Origin of the sequence: Methylorubrum aminovorans (assembly GCF_022179725.1) — a bacterium.
GTDB lineage: Bacteria > Pseudomonadota > Alphaproteobacteria > Rhizobiales > Beijerinckiaceae > Methylobacterium > Methylobacterium aminovorans.
The window spans coordinates 38,965-53,798 of the sequence record NZ_BPRC01000028.1 but is presented as its reverse complement, the minus strand read 5'-3'; the positions used below and the strand labels follow the sequence as shown (position 1 = coordinate 53,798).

General features: G+C 66.2%; 23 protein-coding genes. 13 read left to right on the top strand and 10 right to left on the bottom strand.

Annotation, left to right across the window (positions count from 1 at the left end):
- The 13 genes from MFF24_RS23760 to MFF24_RS23700 all read left to right on the top strand — a co-directional run.
- On the top strand, positions 1–113 hold a 113-nt coding region (locus tag MFF24_RS23760), incomplete at its 5' end, for an EF-Tu C-terminal domain-related protein (protein WP_506302402.1).
- A gap of 87 nt (positions 114–200) precedes the next feature.
- The gene (rpsJ, locus tag MFF24_RS23755) at positions 201–509 is read left to right on the top strand and encodes a 30S ribosomal protein S10 (protein WP_003597088.1); all 309 of its coding nucleotides are present in this window, start codon (positions 201–203) and stop codon (positions 507–509) included.
- A gap of 50 nt (positions 510–559) precedes the next feature.
- Entirely contained in the window at positions 560–1,285 is a 726-nt protein-coding gene (rplC, locus tag MFF24_RS23750; RefSeq protein WP_108940086.1) for a 50S ribosomal protein L3, read from the top strand.
- A complete protein-coding gene (rplD, locus tag MFF24_RS23745) occupies positions 1,285–1,905 on the top strand; it encodes a 50S ribosomal protein L4 (RefSeq protein WP_108940087.1) in 621 nt (206 codons plus the stop codon). The genes rplC and rplD overlap by 1 nt, the downstream gene beginning before the upstream one ends.
- On the top strand, positions 1,902–2,198 hold the full coding sequence (locus tag MFF24_RS23740) for a 50S ribosomal protein L23 (RefSeq protein WP_108940088.1): 297 nt from the start codon (positions 1,902–1,904) through the stop codon (positions 2,196–2,198). Before rplD ends, MFF24_RS23740 begins: the two co-directional genes overlap by 4 nt.
- A gap of 25 nt (positions 2,199–2,223) precedes the next feature.
- Positions 2,224–3,060, top strand: coding sequence for a 50S ribosomal protein L2 (rplB, locus tag MFF24_RS23735; RefSeq protein WP_012454029.1), 837 nt, complete (start codon positions 2,224–2,226; stop codon positions 3,058–3,060).
- Positions 3,061–3,065: 5 nt separating this feature from the next.
- A complete protein-coding gene (gene rpsS, locus MFF24_RS23730; RefSeq protein WP_003597098.1) occupies positions 3,066–3,344 on the top strand; it encodes a 30S ribosomal protein S19 in 279 nt (92 codons plus the stop codon).
- Between the two features lies 1 nt (position 3,345).
- Positions 3,346–3,729, top strand: coding sequence for a 50S ribosomal protein L22 (rplV, locus tag MFF24_RS23725; protein WP_108940089.1), 384 nt, complete (start codon positions 3,346–3,348; stop codon positions 3,727–3,729).
- A gap of 10 nt (positions 3,730–3,739) precedes the next feature.
- Positions 3,740–4,486 carry a 30S ribosomal protein S3 gene (gene rpsC, locus MFF24_RS23720; protein WP_017485511.1) on the top strand — a complete coding sequence of 249 codons (747 nt, stop codon included), beginning with the start codon at positions 3,740–3,742 and terminating at the stop codon, positions 4,484–4,486.
- Positions 4,487–4,520: 34 nt separating this feature from the next.
- A complete protein-coding gene (gene rplP / locus MFF24_RS23715; protein ID WP_017485512.1) occupies positions 4,521–4,934 on the top strand; it encodes a 50S ribosomal protein L16 in 414 nt (137 codons plus the stop codon).
- A 12-nt stretch (positions 4,935–4,946) separates the two neighbouring features.
- Positions 4,947–5,162: a 50S ribosomal protein L29 gene (rpmC, locus tag MFF24_RS23710; RefSeq protein WP_003597107.1), complete on the top strand. Its 216-nt coding sequence runs from the start codon at positions 4,947–4,949 to the stop codon at positions 5,160–5,162.
- A gap of 11 nt (positions 5,163–5,173) precedes the next feature.
- Positions 5,174–5,440 carry a 30S ribosomal protein S17 gene (gene rpsQ / locus MFF24_RS23705; RefSeq protein ID WP_238228491.1) on the top strand — a complete coding sequence of 89 codons (267 nt, stop codon included), beginning with the start codon at positions 5,174–5,176 and terminating at the stop codon, positions 5,438–5,440.
- A gap of 31 nt (positions 5,441–5,471) precedes the next feature.
- A complete protein-coding gene (locus MFF24_RS23700) occupies positions 5,472–5,855 on the top strand; it encodes a P-loop NTPase family protein (protein ID WP_238228490.1) in 384 nt (127 codons plus the stop codon).
- A gap of 890 nt (positions 5,856–6,745) precedes the next feature.
- Here MFF24_RS23700 and MFF24_RS23695 read toward each other — a convergent pair.
- From MFF24_RS23695 to rplO, 10 genes are all read right to left on the bottom strand, one after another.
- Positions 6,746–7,204, bottom strand: a complete 459-nt coding sequence (locus MFF24_RS23695; RefSeq protein WP_166059271.1) for an NUDIX hydrolase — start codon at positions 7,202–7,204, stop codon at positions 6,746–6,748.
- 242 nt (positions 7,205–7,446) lie between these two features.
- Complete coding sequence (locus MFF24_RS23690) at positions 7,447–7,911, bottom strand: MarR family winged helix-turn-helix transcriptional regulator (protein WP_238228473.1); 465 nt, start codon at positions 7,909–7,911, stop codon at positions 7,447–7,449.
- Positions 7,912–8,199: 288 nt separating this feature from the next.
- Complete coding sequence (gene rplQ, locus MFF24_RS23685) at positions 8,200–8,616, bottom strand: 50S ribosomal protein L17 (protein ID WP_238228471.1); 417 nt, start codon at positions 8,614–8,616, stop codon at positions 8,200–8,202.
- A gap of 226 nt (positions 8,617–8,842) precedes the next feature.
- Complete coding sequence (locus tag MFF24_RS23680) at positions 8,843–9,880, bottom strand: DNA-directed RNA polymerase subunit alpha (RefSeq protein ID WP_373322743.1); 1,038 nt, start codon at positions 9,878–9,880, stop codon at positions 8,843–8,845.
- A 78-nt stretch (positions 9,881–9,958) separates the two neighbouring features.
- Positions 9,959–10,840, bottom strand: coding sequence for an MBL fold metallo-hydrolase (locus MFF24_RS23675; RefSeq protein WP_238228469.1), 882 nt, complete (start codon positions 10,838–10,840; stop codon positions 9,959–9,961).
- A gap of 37 nt (positions 10,841–10,877) precedes the next feature.
- Positions 10,878–11,267 carry a 30S ribosomal protein S11 gene (gene rpsK, locus MFF24_RS23670; RefSeq protein ID WP_009866710.1) on the bottom strand — a complete coding sequence of 130 codons (390 nt, stop codon included), beginning with the start codon at positions 11,265–11,267 and terminating at the stop codon, positions 10,878–10,880.
- Positions 11,268–11,435: 168 nt separating this feature from the next.
- Entirely contained in the window at positions 11,436–11,804 is a 369-nt protein-coding gene (gene rpsM, locus MFF24_RS23665; RefSeq protein WP_108940098.1) for a 30S ribosomal protein S13, read from the bottom strand.
- Between the two features lie 301 nt (positions 11,805–12,105).
- Positions 12,106–12,708: an adenylate kinase gene (locus MFF24_RS23660; protein ID WP_108940099.1), complete on the bottom strand. Its 603-nt coding sequence runs from the start codon at positions 12,706–12,708 to the stop codon at positions 12,106–12,108.
- 157 nt (positions 12,709–12,865) lie between these two features.
- Positions 12,866–14,209, bottom strand: a complete 1,344-nt coding sequence (gene secY / locus MFF24_RS23655) for a preprotein translocase subunit SecY (protein ID WP_108940100.1) — start codon at positions 14,207–14,209, stop codon at positions 12,866–12,868.
- 112 nt (positions 14,210–14,321) lie between these two features.
- Positions 14,322–14,831: a 50S ribosomal protein L15 gene (rplO, locus tag MFF24_RS23650; RefSeq protein WP_108940101.1), complete on the bottom strand. Its 510-nt coding sequence runs from the start codon at positions 14,829–14,831 to the stop codon at positions 14,322–14,324.
- Between the last annotated feature and the right edge of the window lie 3 nt (positions 14,832–14,834).

Genomic DNA, 14,834 nt, shown 5'->3' with positions numbered 1-14,834 from the left:
CCATGGACGTCGAGCTGATCGTGCCGGTGGCCATGGAAGAGAAGCTGCGCTTCGCCATCCGCGAGGGCGGCCGTACCGTCGGTGCCGGCGTCGTCGCCGCCATCAACGACTAACCGCCACCGCAAGGCATCATCGACAGGGGACGTAAGAGGGGCGGGCCCTCGCGCCCGCCCTTCCAACGTTTCCGCCGAGGTCAGGTCATGAACGGTCAGAACATCCGCATTCGCCTCAAGGCGTTCGATCACCGCATCCTCGATGCGTCCACCAAGGAGATCGTCTCGACCGCGCGCCGTACCGGCGCGCAGATCCGGGGCCCGATCCCGCTGCCGACGCATATCGAGAAGTTCACGGTGAACCGCTCGCCGCACATCGACAAGAAGTCGCGCGAACAATTCGAGATGCGCACGCACAAGCGGGTGCTCGATATCGTCGACCCGACGCCGCAGACCGTGGACGCGCTGATGAAGCTCGACCTCGCCGCTGGCGTGGACGTGGAGATCAAGCTCTAAGTCCGCGCTGGATTTAGAGCTTACCGTTTCATCGCGCGAGGGAGAGACCTATGCGCTCAGGCGTCATCGCACGGAAGGTCGGCATGACCCGCGTCTTCACGGACGCAGGCGAGCATGTGCCCGTCACCGTGCTTCAAATCGATCAGTGCCAGGTTGTGGCACACCGCACGACCGAGAAGGATGGCTACGTCGCCCTCCAGGTCGGCGTCGGCAAGGCCAAGGTGAAGAACGTGTCGGCGGCCGAGCGCGGTCGCTTCGCGGTCGCCAAGGTCGAGCCCAAGAAGAAGCTCGCCGAGTTCCGCGTGTCCGAGGACGCGCTGATCCCGGTCGGTGCCGAGATCACCGCGGACCACTTCATCCCGGGTCAGTTCGTCGACGTGACGGGCACCACCACGGGTAAGGGCTTCGCCGGCGGTATGAAGCGCTGGAACTTCGGCGGTCTGCGCGCCACCCACGGCGTGTCGATCTCCCACCGCTCGATCGGTTCGACCGGTGGCCGCCAGGATCCGGGCAAGACCTTCAAGAACAAGAAGATGCCGGGACATCTGGGTGTCGAGCGCGTCACCACGCAGAACCTCAAGGTCGTCCGCACCGATCCGGAGCGCGGCCTGATCCTCGTCGAGGGCGCCGTTCCCGGCGTTGCCGGCGGATGGATCCAGGTTCGCGACTCGGTGAAGCGCAAGCTGCCCGCCGACGTGCCGCTGCCGGGCAAGTTCCGTGAGAACGGTTCGGCCAACGGCGCTGCCGAGGCTCCGGCGTCCGAGGAGAATGCGTGATGAAACTCGATATCACCACGCTCGACGGCGGCTCCGCCGGCTCGGTCGAGCTCAACGAGGCGATCTTCGGCCTTGAGCCGCGCGCCGACATCCTGCAGCGTATGGTGCGCTACCAGCTCGCCAAGCGGCGCGCCGGCACCCACGCGGTCAAGAACCGCTCGGACGTCGATCGCACCTCGAAGAAGCTGTACAAGCAGAAGGGCACCGGCAACGCCCGTCACGGCGCCGCGTCCGCCCCGCAGTTCCGCGGCGGTGGCCGGGCGTTCGGTCCGGTCGTGCGCGACCACGGCCACGACCTTCCCAAGAAGGTCCGTGCGCTCGCCCTCAAGCACGCCCTGTCGTCGAAGGCCAAGACCTCGACCCTGATCGTCGTGGACGACATCAAGGTCGACAGCCACAAGACCAAGGCGATGGTCGAGCGCTTCGAGAAGCTCGGCCTGTCGAGCGCGCTGATCATCGGTGGCTCGGAGGTCGACGAGAACTTCGGTCGCGCCGCCCGCGCCATCCCGAAGATTGACGTGCTGCCCGTCCAGGGCATCAACGTCTACGACATTCTGCGCCGCGACACGCTCGTGCTGACGCGCGCCGCCGTCGACGCGCTGGAGGAGCGCTTCAAATGAGTGCTGATCCGCGCCACTACGATGTGATCGTCTCCCCCGTCATCACGGAGAAGGCGACCAACCTCACCGAGCAGAACAAGGTCGTCTTTCGGGTTGCCCCGAAGGCCACCAAGCCGCAGATCAAGGAAGCGGTCGAGAAGCTGTTCGACGTCAAGGTCACGGGCGTGAACACGCTCACGACCAAGGGCAAGAAGAAGTTCTTCCGCGGGCAGCGCGGGCAGCGTTCGGACGTGAAGAAGGCGATCGTCACCCTCGCCGAGGGTGATTCGATCGACGTCACGACCGGCCTCTGAGACTTGAAGCGTTAGGATCAAGCCGATGGCCTTGAAGACATTCAAACCGGTCACGCCGAGCCTGCGCCAGCTCGTGCTCGTCGACCGCCGTGAGCTCTACAAGGGCAAGCCGGTGAAGGCGCTGACCGAGGGCAAGAGCTCCTCGGGCGGCCGCAACAACCTGGGCCGCATCACCGTCCGCTTCCGCGGCGGTGGCCACAAGCGGGTCCTGCGCAACGTCGACTTCAAGCGTCGCGAGAACCTCAACGTTCCCGCGACGGTGGAGCGGATCGAGTACGATCCCAACCGCACCGCCTTCATCGCGCTCATCACCTTCCCCGACGGGAAGCAGAGCTACATCCTCGCCCCCCAGCGCCTGTCGCCGGGCGACAAGGTGGTCGCGGGTGAGAGCGTCGACGTGAAGCCGGGCAATGCCGGTCCGATCGGCTCGATGCCGGTGGGCACCATCGTCCACAACGTCGAGCTGAAGATCGGCAAGGGCGGCGCGATCGCCCGCTCGGCCGGCAACTACGCTCAGATCGTCGGACGCGACCAGGGCTACGTGACGCTGCGTCTGAATTCGGGCGAGCAGCGCCTCGTGCATGGCCAGTGCTTCGCGAGCGTCGGTGCGGTGTCGAACCCGGATCACATGAACATCTCGCTGGGTAAGGCCGGCCGCAACCGCTGGCTCGGCAAGCGCCCGCACAACCGCGGTGTCGCCATGAACCCGGTCGATCACCCGCACGGCGGTGGCGAGGGTCGCACCTCGGGCGGCCGGAACCCGGTCACGCCCTGGGGCGTGCCCACCAAGGGGAAGAAGACCCGGTCCAACAAGCGGACCGACACCTTCATCCTGTCCAGCCGCCATAACCGCAAGAAGTAACAGCCATGGCACGTTCCCTCTGGAAAGGGCCGTTCGTCGACGGCTACCTCCTCAAGAAGGCCGACGCCGCCCGCGGCGGCAGCCGCAACGAGGTCGTCAAGATCTGGAGCCGCCGCTCCACGATTCTCCCGCAGTTCGTGGGCATCACCTTCGGTGTGCACAACGGACACAAGCATATCCCGGTCTACGTCACCGAGGAGATGGTCGGTCACAAGTTCGGCGAGTTCTCGCCGACCCGCACCTTCCCCGGTCACGCGGCCGACAAGAAGGCGAAGAGGCGCTGAGATGGGCAAGCCTGCCACCCCCCGCGCGCTTCCCGAGAACGAGGCGAAGGCCGTCGCGCGGATGCTCCGCGTGTCGCCCCAGAAGCTCAATCTCGTGGCGGCGCTGATCCGCGGCAAGAAGGTCGAGTCGGCGCTGGCCGACCTCGAATTCTCCCGCAAGCGCATCGCCCGCGATGTGAAGAAGTGCCTCGAGAGCGCGATCGCCAACGCCGAGAACAACCACGACCTCGACGTGGACGATCTCGTCGTCTCCCAGGCCTTCGTCGGCAAGGCGCTGGTGCTCAAGCGCTTCCACGCCCGTGCCCGCGGTCGCGGCGCGCGCATCCTGAAGCCCTTCTCGAACCTCACGATCGTGGTTCGCGAAGTGCGCGCTGAAGCGGCCTGAGGAGTTACCCATGGGTCAGAAGATCAATCCGATCGGCCTGCGTCTCGGCATCAACCGGACCTGGGATTCCCGCTGGTTCGCCGAGAAGGGCGAGTACGCCAAGCTGATGCACGAGGACGTGGCCATCCGCGCCGCCCTCATGAAGCAGCTCAAGCAGGCCGCCGTCTCGAAGATCGTCATCGAGCGTCCGCACCGGAAGTGCCGCGTCACCATCCATTCGGGCCGTCCGGGTGTGGTGATCGGCAAGAAGGGCGCGGACATCGAGAAGCTGCGCAAGCTCGTCGGCACGATGACCAAGGCCGATGTGACGATCAACATCGTCGAGGTGCGCAAGCCCGAGGTCGACGCGACGCTGGTCGCCGAGTCCATCGCGCAGCAGCTCGAGCGCCGGGTCGCCTTCCGTCGCGCCATGAAGCGCGCCGTGCAGTCGGCCATGCGCCTGGGCGCCGAGGGCATCCGCATCAACTGCGCCGGCCGTCTGGGCGGCGCCGAGATCGCCCGCACCGAGTGGTACCGTGAGGGCCGCGTTCCGCTGCATACCCTGCGCGCGGACGTCGATTACGGCACAGCCACCGCCTTCACCACCTACGGCACCTGCGGCATCAAGGTGTGGGTGTTCAAGGGCGAGATCCTCGAGCACGATCCCATGGCTCAGGATAAGAAGGCGCAGGAAGAGGGCGGCCGTTCCGGCGGGCGCCGCGAGCGGGACGGCGACGACCGTGGTGGCCGTGGCCGCCGCGATCACGCCAACGCGTAATCGCGAGCCATCTGGAGAATGATGAGAGGCTGCCATGCTGCAACCCAAGAAGACCAAGTTTCGTAAGCAGTTCAAGGGACGCATCCATGGCGCGGCCAAGGGCGGCTTTGAGCTGAACTTCGGCCAGTTCGGCCTCAAGTGCCTGGAGCCCGAGCGCATCACCGCGCGTCAGATCGAGGCGGCTCGCCGCGCGATCACCCGCGAGATGAAGCGTCAGGGCCGGGTGTGGATCCGGGTGTTCCCGGATCTTCCCGTCACCGCCAAGCCCACCGAAGTCCGCATGGGCTCCGGTAAGGGTGCCCCCGAATACTGGGCGGCCCGGGTCCATCCCGGCCGCATCATGTTCGAGGTCGATGGCGTTGCCGAGGACATCGCCCGCGAGGCCCTGCGCCTCGGTGCTGCGAAGCTGCCGGTGCGCACCCGCGTCATCCAGCGCATCGCTGATTGATAGGAAGAGATCATGAAGTCCGACCAGAGACTGTCTGATCTGCGCGCTCTGTCGGCGGATCAGCTTTCCGACGAGCTCATCAGCCTGAAGAAGGAGCAGTTCAACCTGCGCTTCCAGGGCGCGACGGGCCAGCTCGAGAACGTCGCCCGGGTCCGTGAGGTCCGCCGCGACATCGCCCGTGTCCGCACGCTGCAGCGTCAGAAGACGCTGGACGCGGCCAAGGCCTGAGGAGATTCCACATGCCCAAGCGCGTCCTTCAAGGCGTCGTCGTCAGCGACAAGACCGATAAGACCATCGTCGTGAAGGTGGAGCGTCGCTTCACCCACCCGGTGATGAAGAAGACGGTTCGCCGCTCGAAGAACTACCATGCGCACGACGAGGCCAACACGGCCAAGGTCGGCCAAACGGTGTTCATCGAGGAGTCCCGTCCCTACTCCAAGACCAAGACCTGGAAGCTGGTCGAGGATCAAGCGGCGGCGGCCGGGGCAGCCGGCACGGCGGCCTGAAGCTTCTCGGAGCACGAATTGTAAAGCGGGCGTGGAGCGAAAGCTCCGCGCCCGTTTCCGTTTGAATGCTCGAGTTGCTGAACGCCCGTCGTCCCGCCATTATTCTTGTGGGCCGACGTTTCGCGGTTCGATCCCCGACGGCATCGAAGGGGCCTTCACGGCGGAGGAGGTCGCAAACTTCGATCGCTACATGCTGCTCACCCAGCGCCTCCAGCTCTGCATCGTGGTGGAGGAGGTTGTCGATCTGGTCGGTCGCTCGCGAGAGGGCATGAACAGCCCCAGGATCGAGATTCTCCTGAACCGTCTACTCAACGAGATGGACCGGCTGCGCGACGACGCAGACGGGCTGTTCATTCTCGTTATCAACGGTCCGAAGGAAATCGGGGGAGAGCCGGCCTCACGTGGGGGCGTGTGAACGAAGCGGTAGAGATCCCGAATGCGGACGTGCCCTGGCATCGTCGGCTCGTTACCCTATGCGGCAAGGCCCTCGCCTTCGTGGCGAGGCGGCTGAGGCCCTCGTCACCCGATCCGAAGGCGGCAGCGCGGCGTTCAGCGAGGAAAGGGTCCGGTGTCTCGCGCGGCCCACCACGGCCGCGGTCTCAAACGATCGGATCATGGCAGCTGCAGCCTTGGCCGTCCTCGGCAAAGCAGGCGTCAGGTGCAATCGCATCGGCCGGCGGATCGTCGGCCTCGCCTCAGGGCCGTCCAGGCGAGCCGGCAAGGAGGCGCCGCTCTTCGATGACTGTGGTGAGGACCTGCAGAGGCTTGGTCCTAGGATGCGATCCGGGTCGTGCAAGGACCGCGGCGGCCCGTAGATCCCATGATCCACCTGCGACCATAGGGGATGGTGCGAAAAGCCGGTCACTCAGTGGGAGTCGTCCTGAACCTTGGCCTGGATCAGCCGAGGTATCGGTGTGCCGCGTTGCGCTTGCGGCTGAAAAGACACACTATATGTTACTTGCGTGCCGTTTGAGCGCGCGCAGGTAGAGGTGATGAGGAGGTGTACCAAGTCGTTGGGTTCGTTGCGGTCGGAGCTGCCGGCGCTGCGGTGTTGCACGGCTGGAATGCTCCGAGGTTCGTCAGCTTCGGCTTTCTAACTCTCAATCTGATCGCTACGGCTGCGGTCGGGGTCGCACACACCGTGCGCATCGAGAGCCCGCTCGAACCGACCCCCTACAACAAGCCGTCTGAGATGCCGCCAACCGAAGGCTACGTCGCTCCGCTCCGTCTGGAGAGGCCGAAGGCCGAAAGCCCTGTCTGGTGATGCAGGCCGCTGGGAATCGATCCACGGACCTGATGAGCGCCTCAGCGCTTCTTCTTCGGATCGCGGTTGCCTGCAGCGCGGATCAGGCCGGCGAGGCCCGCCTCGATGACCATCTCGGCGGCCTCTGACGGTGAGAACCAGCGGGCCTCTCGCTGGCCCCGCTCAGGAAACTTCTTGAGCTGCTTGCGCACGTCGAGCGGGAACACCGTCACTTGGCAGAGCACCGCGTCACGGTTCTTCAGGCGCTTCTCATAGAGGTAGAAGCCAATCGGGCGCTTTCCGACGCGGCCGACGATGCCGGCCTCTTCATAGGCCTCGCGGGCGGCGGCCTCGAAGGGCTTGCGCCCCTTCATCGGCCAGCCCTTCGGGATGATCCAGCGCCGCGTCTCGCGGGAGGTGACGAGCAGGATTTCCGTTCCGCCCTCGGGCGTCCGGCGCATCGGCAGCACGCCGACCTGGGGCCGCGCTTCGCGGCTGCTCTCGATCGGGCCCGCCGTCATCAATCTGAAACGCCCTGCGGCCGGCGCAGTTCGCGCTCAGCGATTGCCGCCGGGTCTGCCCCGCGCGAGGGGAGACAAGGCCAAACTTCCTTGAAGGATTGATGACGGGAAGGCACGTCGTCGCAATCGGAGCTGCCGCCGCTCCAGACCTCGAGCGACATGGGTCCCTAACGGAAGCGGGGGCTGCAGCTCAACTGAAATTTAACCGGCAAAGCGACCGGGTTCGCGCAGCCTTTCGGCAATCAGTTCGCGATCGATAGATTCTCGATGAGGGCGTTCAGGTCGGCGCGCATCGCCTGGATCTCGGGCTCCGACATGTTGAGCTGGCACATGACGGACTGGCGGACGGCCACGGCCTCCGAGCGCAGCGCCCGGCCCTGATCGGTCAAGGCGATCTCGACCTCCCGCTCGTCGGATTGACGGCGGCTGCGGTTCAAGAGGCCGCTCGTCTCGAGCCGCTTGAGCACGGGCGTGAGCGTACCGGAATCCAGGCGCAGGCGCCGGCCGATCTCGGACACGGTGATCCCGTCGGTCTCCCAGAGCACGAGCAGAACGAGGTATTGCGGATAAGTCAGCCCCATCCGCTCCAGCATCGGCCGGTAGGATTTCGTCATCCGGTGAGCGGCGGCGTAAAGCGCGTAGCAGAGCTGGTTGTCTAGGAGCAGCGGATCCCTCAGCACCTCTGCGCTCTCATTGGGAGCATTCACGGTTCACATCCTGCCGTTCGACGATGCCTTCCGGCCGGCCACGCCGAAAAGGAGGCGCTCCGCCAGTGATCTTCAACCCTGCCGCGCCCGTTGACGATAACGGATGCGAGACAGCGGGGCATATGCACAATTGTCCCAGTGCCCGTGTCCCGGCGCGTTCTCCACCGCCGGTTCGGATGTTCGTTCTTACCTCTCTTGAGCGAACACGCAAAAAGGCGGCCGTAGGGCCGCCTTTCGCACCGATCACATTGTCACCTGTTCCGCCCTATGCTGCGGCAGCAGGCGGATTCAGGCAGCTTCGGCCGTCTCGACCGCAGTCGGGCCGGAATCTTTCCCGCGAGCATCGACATCGCGGTCCACGAACTCGATGACGGCCATCGGCGCGTTGTCGCCGTAACGGAAGCCGGCCTTCATGATGCGGCAGTAGCCGCCCGGACGCGACTGGTAGCGCGGGCCGAGAACCGTGAAGAGCTTCTTGACCATGTCCGCGTCGCGGATCTGGGCCATGGCGAGGCGGCGGGCATGGACGCTGTCGGTGCGGCCGAGCGAGATCAGCTTCTCGACGACCGGACGCAGATCCTTGGCCTTCGGCAGGGTGGTGACGATCTGCTCGTGCTTGATCAGCGCGGCGGACATGTTGGCGAACATCGCCTTGCGGTGCTCGGCTGTGCGGTTGAAGCGGCGGCCGCGATAGGAGTGACGCATGGTGGCTGGTCCTTGTCAGTCACGGCCGCCGTGCCACGGTACGGCCGAGTGCCCTGAGGCCGTTTTCACGAAATCCGCTTCACCCCGCGGCGGGATTCTTCTGGGAATGCCCGCCCCGGCTTCGCTGGGGCGGGAGGTCGAGCCGACGCATTACGCCGGCTCGGATCGACCGATTAGACGACGCCGTGCAACGCCGGCCAATCAGGCCAGCGGCGGCTGCTCCGCCTCAGTAGTGCTCTTCGAAGCGCTTGGCGAGATCCTCGATGTTCTCCGGCGGCCAGCCGGGAACGTCCATGCCGAGGTGCAGGCCCATGCCGGCGAGCACTTCCTTGATCTCGTTGAGCGACTTGCGGCCGAAGTTCGGGGTGCGCAGCATCTCGCCCTCCGACTTCTGGATCAAGTCGCCGATATAGACGATGTTGTCGTTCTTCAGGCAGTTCGCCGAACGGACCGACAGCTCCAGCTCGTCCACCTTCTTGAGCAGGGCCGGGTTGAAGGGGAGCTGCGGCGCGAGCGGCGCGGCCTCTTCCTTGCGGGGCTCCTCGAAGTTCACGAACACCTGGAGCTGGTCCTGGATGATGCGGGCGGCATAAGCCAGCGCATCCTCCGGCGACACGGCGCCGTTGGTCTCGACCGTCATGGTCAGCTTGTCCTTGTCGAGATCCTGGCCCTCGCGGGTGGTCTCGACGCGGTAGCTGACCTTGGTCACCGGGGAGTAGAGCGCATCGACCGGGATCAGGCCGATCGGCGCGTCCTCGGGGCGGTTGCGCTCGGCCGGGACGTAGCCCTTGCCGGTGGCGACGGTGAACTCCATGCGGATCTCGGCCCCGTCGTCCAGGGTGCAGATCACGAGGTCGGGGTTCAGGATCTGGATGTCGCCGACGGCACCGATGTCACCCGCGGTGACGAGGCCGGGGCCCGTCTTGCGCAGGGTCATGCGCTTGGGCTGGTCGGTCTGCGAGCGGATGGCGATGGTCTTGATGTTGAGGACGATGTCGGTCACGTCCTCACGCACGCCGGGGATCGACGAGAACTCGTGCAGCACGCCGTCGATCTGCACCGAGGTGACCGCGGCACCCTGAAGCGAGGAGAGCAGCACGCGGCGAAGCGAGTTGCCGAGCGTCGTGCCGAAGCCGCGCTCCAGCGGCTCGGCGACCACGGTGGCGACCCGCTTGGGATCGTCGCCAGCGGAGACCTGCAGCTTGTTCGGCTTGATGAGCTCTTGCCAGTTCTTCTGAATGACCACGATCCTACCTCTTGCCAAACCCGCGCCGCCGGCGTCCCGGAAAGCGCTTCGGCCGGCCCTTGAGCGCTCGAAGAGCGTCCGGACCGGTCCCCAAAATCAGTGCTCTTCGCCGGCCACCCAGAGGGCGGGGACGAAACTGTAGCCGGCGCCATCGCGCGCGACGTATCCGAGCGCCGGGAACTCAAGATGCGAGCCGGCGATGAAGGTCTTCTCGCTCGCCACTTCGTCGAGCACGCGCTTGCGGGTGGCGCGCGCCTGATCCCCGTCGACGTCGAAGGCGACGCCCGCCTCCGGCTGCTTGAACTGGATCGCCGGCATATGCACGACATCCGTCCACATCAGCAGGGACTTGTCCCCCGATACAATCCGCATGCCGCAATGGCCCGGTGTGTGGCCGGGCAGCGGCACGGCGGTGATGCCGGGCACCAGCTCGCCGCCCTCGTGCTTGCGCAGTCGGGCAGCGTAGGGCGAGACCGCCTTGCGAGCGTTCTCGAAATACGGCTTCGCCTCATCCGGCGCCCGCGAGAGTGCCTCGTCCGGGAGCCAATGCGCGGCCTCCGTGGCATGGACCACGAGTTCCGCGTTCGGATAGGCCGCGCTGCCGTCCTCGTTCACCAGCCCGCCCGCATGGTCGGGATGCAGGTGGGTGAGGAGCACAGTCTCGATCTCCTCCGGCTTGACGCCGGTGAGCGCGAGGGCCGCGGGCACCCGGCCCATCGTGGCAGGACCGAAATGGCCGTAGCCCGAGTCGATTAGCACCGGCTTGCGGCCGGTGCCCGTGACGAGGAAGGCGTTGAGCGTGACGACCGGAGCCTCGGAACGGAAGCCCCCGCGCTGGAGCGCGCCGGCCTCCTCCTTGGAGATGCCCGTGACGAGATCGAGGGAGCCCTGAAACCAGCCATCATTGAGCGCGGTGACCGTGAGGTCGCCGAGGTTCCAACGCAGCGCGCCGGGGAGGGGCTTCGATCCGTCCGCCATGGGCTTCTCCGTTCGAGGGGGCTCCGGGTCCGTCAGATCAGACGCGGCGACGCTTGCGCGGCCGGCAGCCGTTATGCGGGATCGAGGTGACGTCGCGGATCGAGGTCACAGTGAAGCCCGCGGCCTGAAGCGCGCGCAGCGCCGACTCACGGCCCGATCCGGGGCCCGAGACCTCGACCTCGAGAGTGCGCATGCCGTGCTCGGCAGCCTTGCGGCCGGCATCCTCGGCGGCGACCTGCGCGGCGTACGGGGTCGACTTGCGCGAGCCCTTGAAGCCCATGGCGCCGGCGGACGACCACGAGATCGTGTTGCCCTGCGCGTCGGTGATGGTGATCATCGTGTTGTTGAACGAGGCGTTCACATGCGCCACGCCGGAGACGATGTTCTTGCGTTCGCGGCGGCGGACGCGGGTCGGTTCCTTAGCCATCTTGTTCTCGCTGGTCCTTCAATCACGCCCGTATTTCCAGGCGCTCGGGATTCTTTTGTCACTCGGGCGCGGCTGGCGTGCAGATCCGTCCCGACCGATTGCCGACGTCGAGGAAAACTCGACGCGACGGAAAGACGGCCGAGCGAAGCACGGCCGCCCAATGCCAGATTATTTCTTCTTGCCGGCGATCGGCTTCGACTTGCCCTTGCGGGTGCGGGCATTGGTGTGGGTGCGCTGGCCGCGGACCGGGAGCTGCTTGCGGTGACGCAGACCGCGATAGCAGCCGAGATCCATCAAGCGCTTGATGTTCATCGAGACTTCGCGGCGCAGATCGCCCTCGACGATGTAGTCGCGGTCGATGGTCTCGCGGATCTGGAGCACCTCGGCGTCGGTGAGCTGGTTCACGCGGCGCTCGGCCGGGATGCCGACCTTCTGCGTGATCTCCTCGGCCTTCTTCGCGCCGATGCCGTGAATGTACTGAAGCGCGATGACGACGCGCTTGGCGGTCGGGATGTTGACGCCTGCGATACGGGCCAAGATGTTCTCTCCATGGGGCGGGACACTGGCCCGCCATCACACAAGGATAAGCGCGCGTCCGGTGGAGGCCGGCCCCTGCGCGCCCGCCCGAAACGACAAATCGGTCCGCAAGCAGCCTCTCAGAGGTGCCCCGAACCACATCCCGCTTGGACGAAGGGGGTCCGCCTAGCGCGACCCCGCCGACTTGTCAACGCTTTGCAAACCGATGTGCGCGTGGCAGGCGGCAGCCCAGGGCATCACATGAAAAAGCCCGCCCCTCGGAACGGGAGCGGGCTCGACCATCGTCGTCCAGTGCAACGGTTCAGGACGTCGCCGTCTCGCGGAAGCCGTCAAGCAGCCCGGTCACGTCTCCGGTCACGTCGTTGATCGGCTTCATGCCGTCGATCTTCCGCAGCAGGCCGGTGCCGGCGTAGTAGTCCGAGAGCGGCGCGGTCTGCCGCTTGTAGGCGTCGAGGCGGGTCTTGAAGACCTCCGGCGTGTCGTCCTTGCGCACCGGCTGGCCGCGGGCGGCGGTCTCCTCGGCGCGCCGGGCGATGCGGCCAACGAGGGCGTTCTCGTCCACGACGAACTCTACCACCGCGTCGAGGGCGATGCCCTTCTCCGCCAGCATGGCATCGAGGGCCTTGGCCTGCTCGACCGTTCGCGGGAAGCCGTCGAGGATGAAGCCGTTCTTGGCATCCGCCTCCTCGATGCGGTCGGCGACGATGCCGACCACGACCGCGTCCGGCACGAGGCCGCCGCTCTCCATGATCGACTTCGCCTCGAGCCCTACCGGCGTCTCGGCGGCCACCGCCGCGCGCAGCATGTCGCCCGTCGACAATTGCGGGACGCGATAGCGCTCCACGATACGCTCGGACTGTGTGCCCTTACCTGCTCCCGGCGGTCCGAGCAGAATGATCCGCATAGCGTCTCCCCGTCCTTAAGGCCCGGCGCCGGGCTCGTTCTTCATGGGCGGCGCACCTGCCTTCACGGGTCGCACCGTCGTCACATCGCCTTGATGCGCAATTCCCCTGCGCGCGTCCACCGAACCTTCGTCGAAGGCCGCTCTGTTGGCGGAACTGTCAGCGGCGTCGGGTGGTCGAGGCGCCGCGCAGCTTGGCCTTCTTCACGAGGCCCTCGTACTGGTGCGCCATCAGGTGCCCGTGGATCTGCGCCACCGTATCCATGGTGACCGAGACCACGATCAGCAGCGAGGTGCCGCCGAAGCCGAGCGCCGCCGAGGTGTAGGAGGCGACGATTTCCGGCACCAGGCAGACGAAGGTGAGGTAGGCCGCACCGATCACGGTGATGCGGGTCAGCACCTTGTCGATGAAGGCGGCGGTACGCTCGCCGGGCCGGATGCCGGGAATGAAGCCGCCCTGCTTCTTCAGGTTGTCGGCGGTCTCCTGCGGATTGAAGACGATCGCCGTGTAGAAGAACGTGAAGAAGATGATCAGGCCGGCATAGGCCAGCATGTAGAGCGGCCGGCCGTGGCCGAGATAGGCCGTGAGCGTCCCGAGGATACCGGTCGAGCCCTGGTTGGCCGAGAAGCTCGCCACCGTGGTCGGCAGCAGCAGCAGCGAGGAGGCGAAGATCGGCGGGATCACGCCCGAGGTGTTGAGCTTGAGCGGCAGGAACGAGGACTGGCCCTCGTACATGCGGTTGCCGACCTGACGCTTGGGGTAGTTGATCAGGAGGCGGCGCTGGGCGCGCTCCATGAAGACGATGAAGTAGATCAGCGCGACCGCCGCGATGCCGGCGCCGAGCAGGATGGCCGGCGAGAGCGCGCCGGTGCGGGTGAGTTCGAGCGCCCCGAAGATCGAGGCCGGCAGGTGGGCGACGATGCCCGCAAAGATGATCAGCGAGGAGCCGTTGCCGATACCGCGCGAGGTGATCTGCTCGCCGATCCACATCAGGAACAGCGTGCCGCCGGTCAGCGTCACGACGGTGGAGAGAATGAAGAATGGCCCCGGGGTGATGACCGCGTTCGAGCCTTGCAGACCGAAGGCGATGCCCCAGGATTGGACCAGCGCCAGCACCACCGTGAGGTAGCGGGTGTACTGGTTGATGACCTTGCGGCCCGATTCACCCTCCTTCTTCAGCGCCTCGAGGCTCGGTACCACCGAGGTGAGCAGCTGAACGATGATCGAGGCCGAGATGTAGGGCATGATGTTGAGCGCGAAGACCGCCATGCGCTCGACGGCACCGCCGGAGAACATGTTGAACATGCCGAGCACGCCGCCGGCCTGATTCTGGAAGTTGCGCGCGAACTGCTCCGGGTCGATGCCCGGAATCGGGATGTAGGTGCCCAGCCGGAACACGATGAGCGCGCCCAGGGTGAACCAGATGCGCTTCTTGAGCTCGTCGGCCTTGGCGATGGCGCCGAAATTCAGGTTGGCGGCAAGCTGCTCGGCGGCTGAGGCCATGTCTCGTATCCCGGAAAATGCCGTCGGGACCCGTCAAGCGGTCCCTGAAAGCGGAAACGGCGGCCGCGTGCGAGCACGGGCCGCCGCTTCGGCGTTCGACTTAATCGTGGTGTCAGGCCGACGCAACCGCGCCTTCCGACGCGCCGCGATGGGCGACGCCGGCGGCGAAGGTCGTGGTCACCGAGCCACCGGCCTTCTCGACGGCCTCGATGGCCGACTTGGAGGCGCGGGTGACCTCGAAGCTGAGCTTCGCGGTCAGTTCGCCGACGCCGAGCAGCTTCACGCCGTCACGGGCCCGGCCGATGAGGCCGGCCTTCACCAGCGCATCGACGGTCACGGGGGCGTTGGCGTCGAGCTTGCCGGCATCCACCGCCGCCTGGACGCGACCGAGGTTCACCTCGTTCAGGTCGTGAGCGTGGATGTTGTTGAAGCCGCGCTTCGGCAGGCGACGATGCAGCGGCATCTGACCGCCCTCGAAGCCCTTGATGGACACGCCGGTGCGGGCCTTCTGACCCTTCACGCCGCGGCCACCGGTCTTGCCCTTGCCGGAGCCGATGCCCCGGCCGACGCGCATCCGGTTCTTGGTCGCGCCTTCGTTGTCGCGGATCTCGTTGAGCTTCATGGG

Coding starts and splice junctions, on each gene's coding strand:
- rpsJ (WP_003597088.1), top strand. CDS start 201: ATGAACGGTCAGAACATCCGCATTCGCCTCAAGGCGTTCGATCACCGC.
- rplC (WP_108940086.1), top strand. CDS start 560: ATGCGCTCAGGCGTCATCGCACGGAAGGTCGGCATGACCCGCGTCTTC.
- rplD (WP_108940087.1), top strand. CDS start 1,285: ATGAAACTCGATATCACCACGCTCGACGGCGGCTCCGCCGGCTCGGTC.
- MFF24_RS23740 (WP_108940088.1), top strand. CDS start 1,902: ATGAGTGCTGATCCGCGCCACTACGATGTGATCGTCTCCCCCGTCATC.
- rplB (WP_012454029.1), top strand. CDS start 2,224: ATGGCCTTGAAGACATTCAAACCGGTCACGCCGAGCCTGCGCCAGCTC.
- rpsS (WP_003597098.1), top strand. CDS start 3,066: ATGGCACGTTCCCTCTGGAAAGGGCCGTTCGTCGACGGCTACCTCCTC.
- rplV (WP_108940089.1), top strand. CDS start 3,346: ATGGGCAAGCCTGCCACCCCCCGCGCGCTTCCCGAGAACGAGGCGAAG.
- rpsC (WP_017485511.1), top strand. CDS start 3,740: ATGGGTCAGAAGATCAATCCGATCGGCCTGCGTCTCGGCATCAACCGG.
- rplP (WP_017485512.1), top strand. CDS start 4,521: ATGCTGCAACCCAAGAAGACCAAGTTTCGTAAGCAGTTCAAGGGACGC.
- rpmC (WP_003597107.1), top strand. CDS start 4,947: ATGAAGTCCGACCAGAGACTGTCTGATCTGCGCGCTCTGTCGGCGGAT.
- rpsQ (WP_238228491.1), top strand. CDS start 5,174: ATGCCCAAGCGCGTCCTTCAAGGCGTCGTCGTCAGCGACAAGACCGAT.
- MFF24_RS23695 (WP_166059271.1), bottom strand. CDS start 7,204: ATGACGGCGGGCCCGATCGAGAGCAGCCGCGAAGCGCGGCCCCAGGTC.
- rplQ (WP_238228471.1), bottom strand. CDS start 8,616: ATGCGTCACTCCTATCGCGGCCGCCGCTTCAACCGCACAGCCGAGCAC.
- MFF24_RS23675 (WP_238228469.1), bottom strand. CDS start 10,840: ATGGCGGACGGATCGAAGCCCCTCCCCGGCGCGCTGCGTTGGAACCTC.
- rpsK (WP_009866710.1), bottom strand. CDS start 11,267: ATGGCTAAGGAACCGACCCGCGTCCGCCGCCGCGAACGCAAGAACATC.
- MFF24_RS23660 (WP_108940099.1), bottom strand. CDS start 12,708: ATGCGGATCATTCTGCTCGGACCGCCGGGAGCAGGTAAGGGCACACAG.
- secY (WP_108940100.1), bottom strand. CDS start 14,209: ATGGCCTCAGCCGCCGAGCAGCTTGCCGCCAACCTGAATTTCGGCGCC.
- rplO (WP_108940101.1), bottom strand. CDS start 14,831: ATGAAGCTCAACGAGATCCGCGACAACGAAGGCGCGACCAAGAACCGG.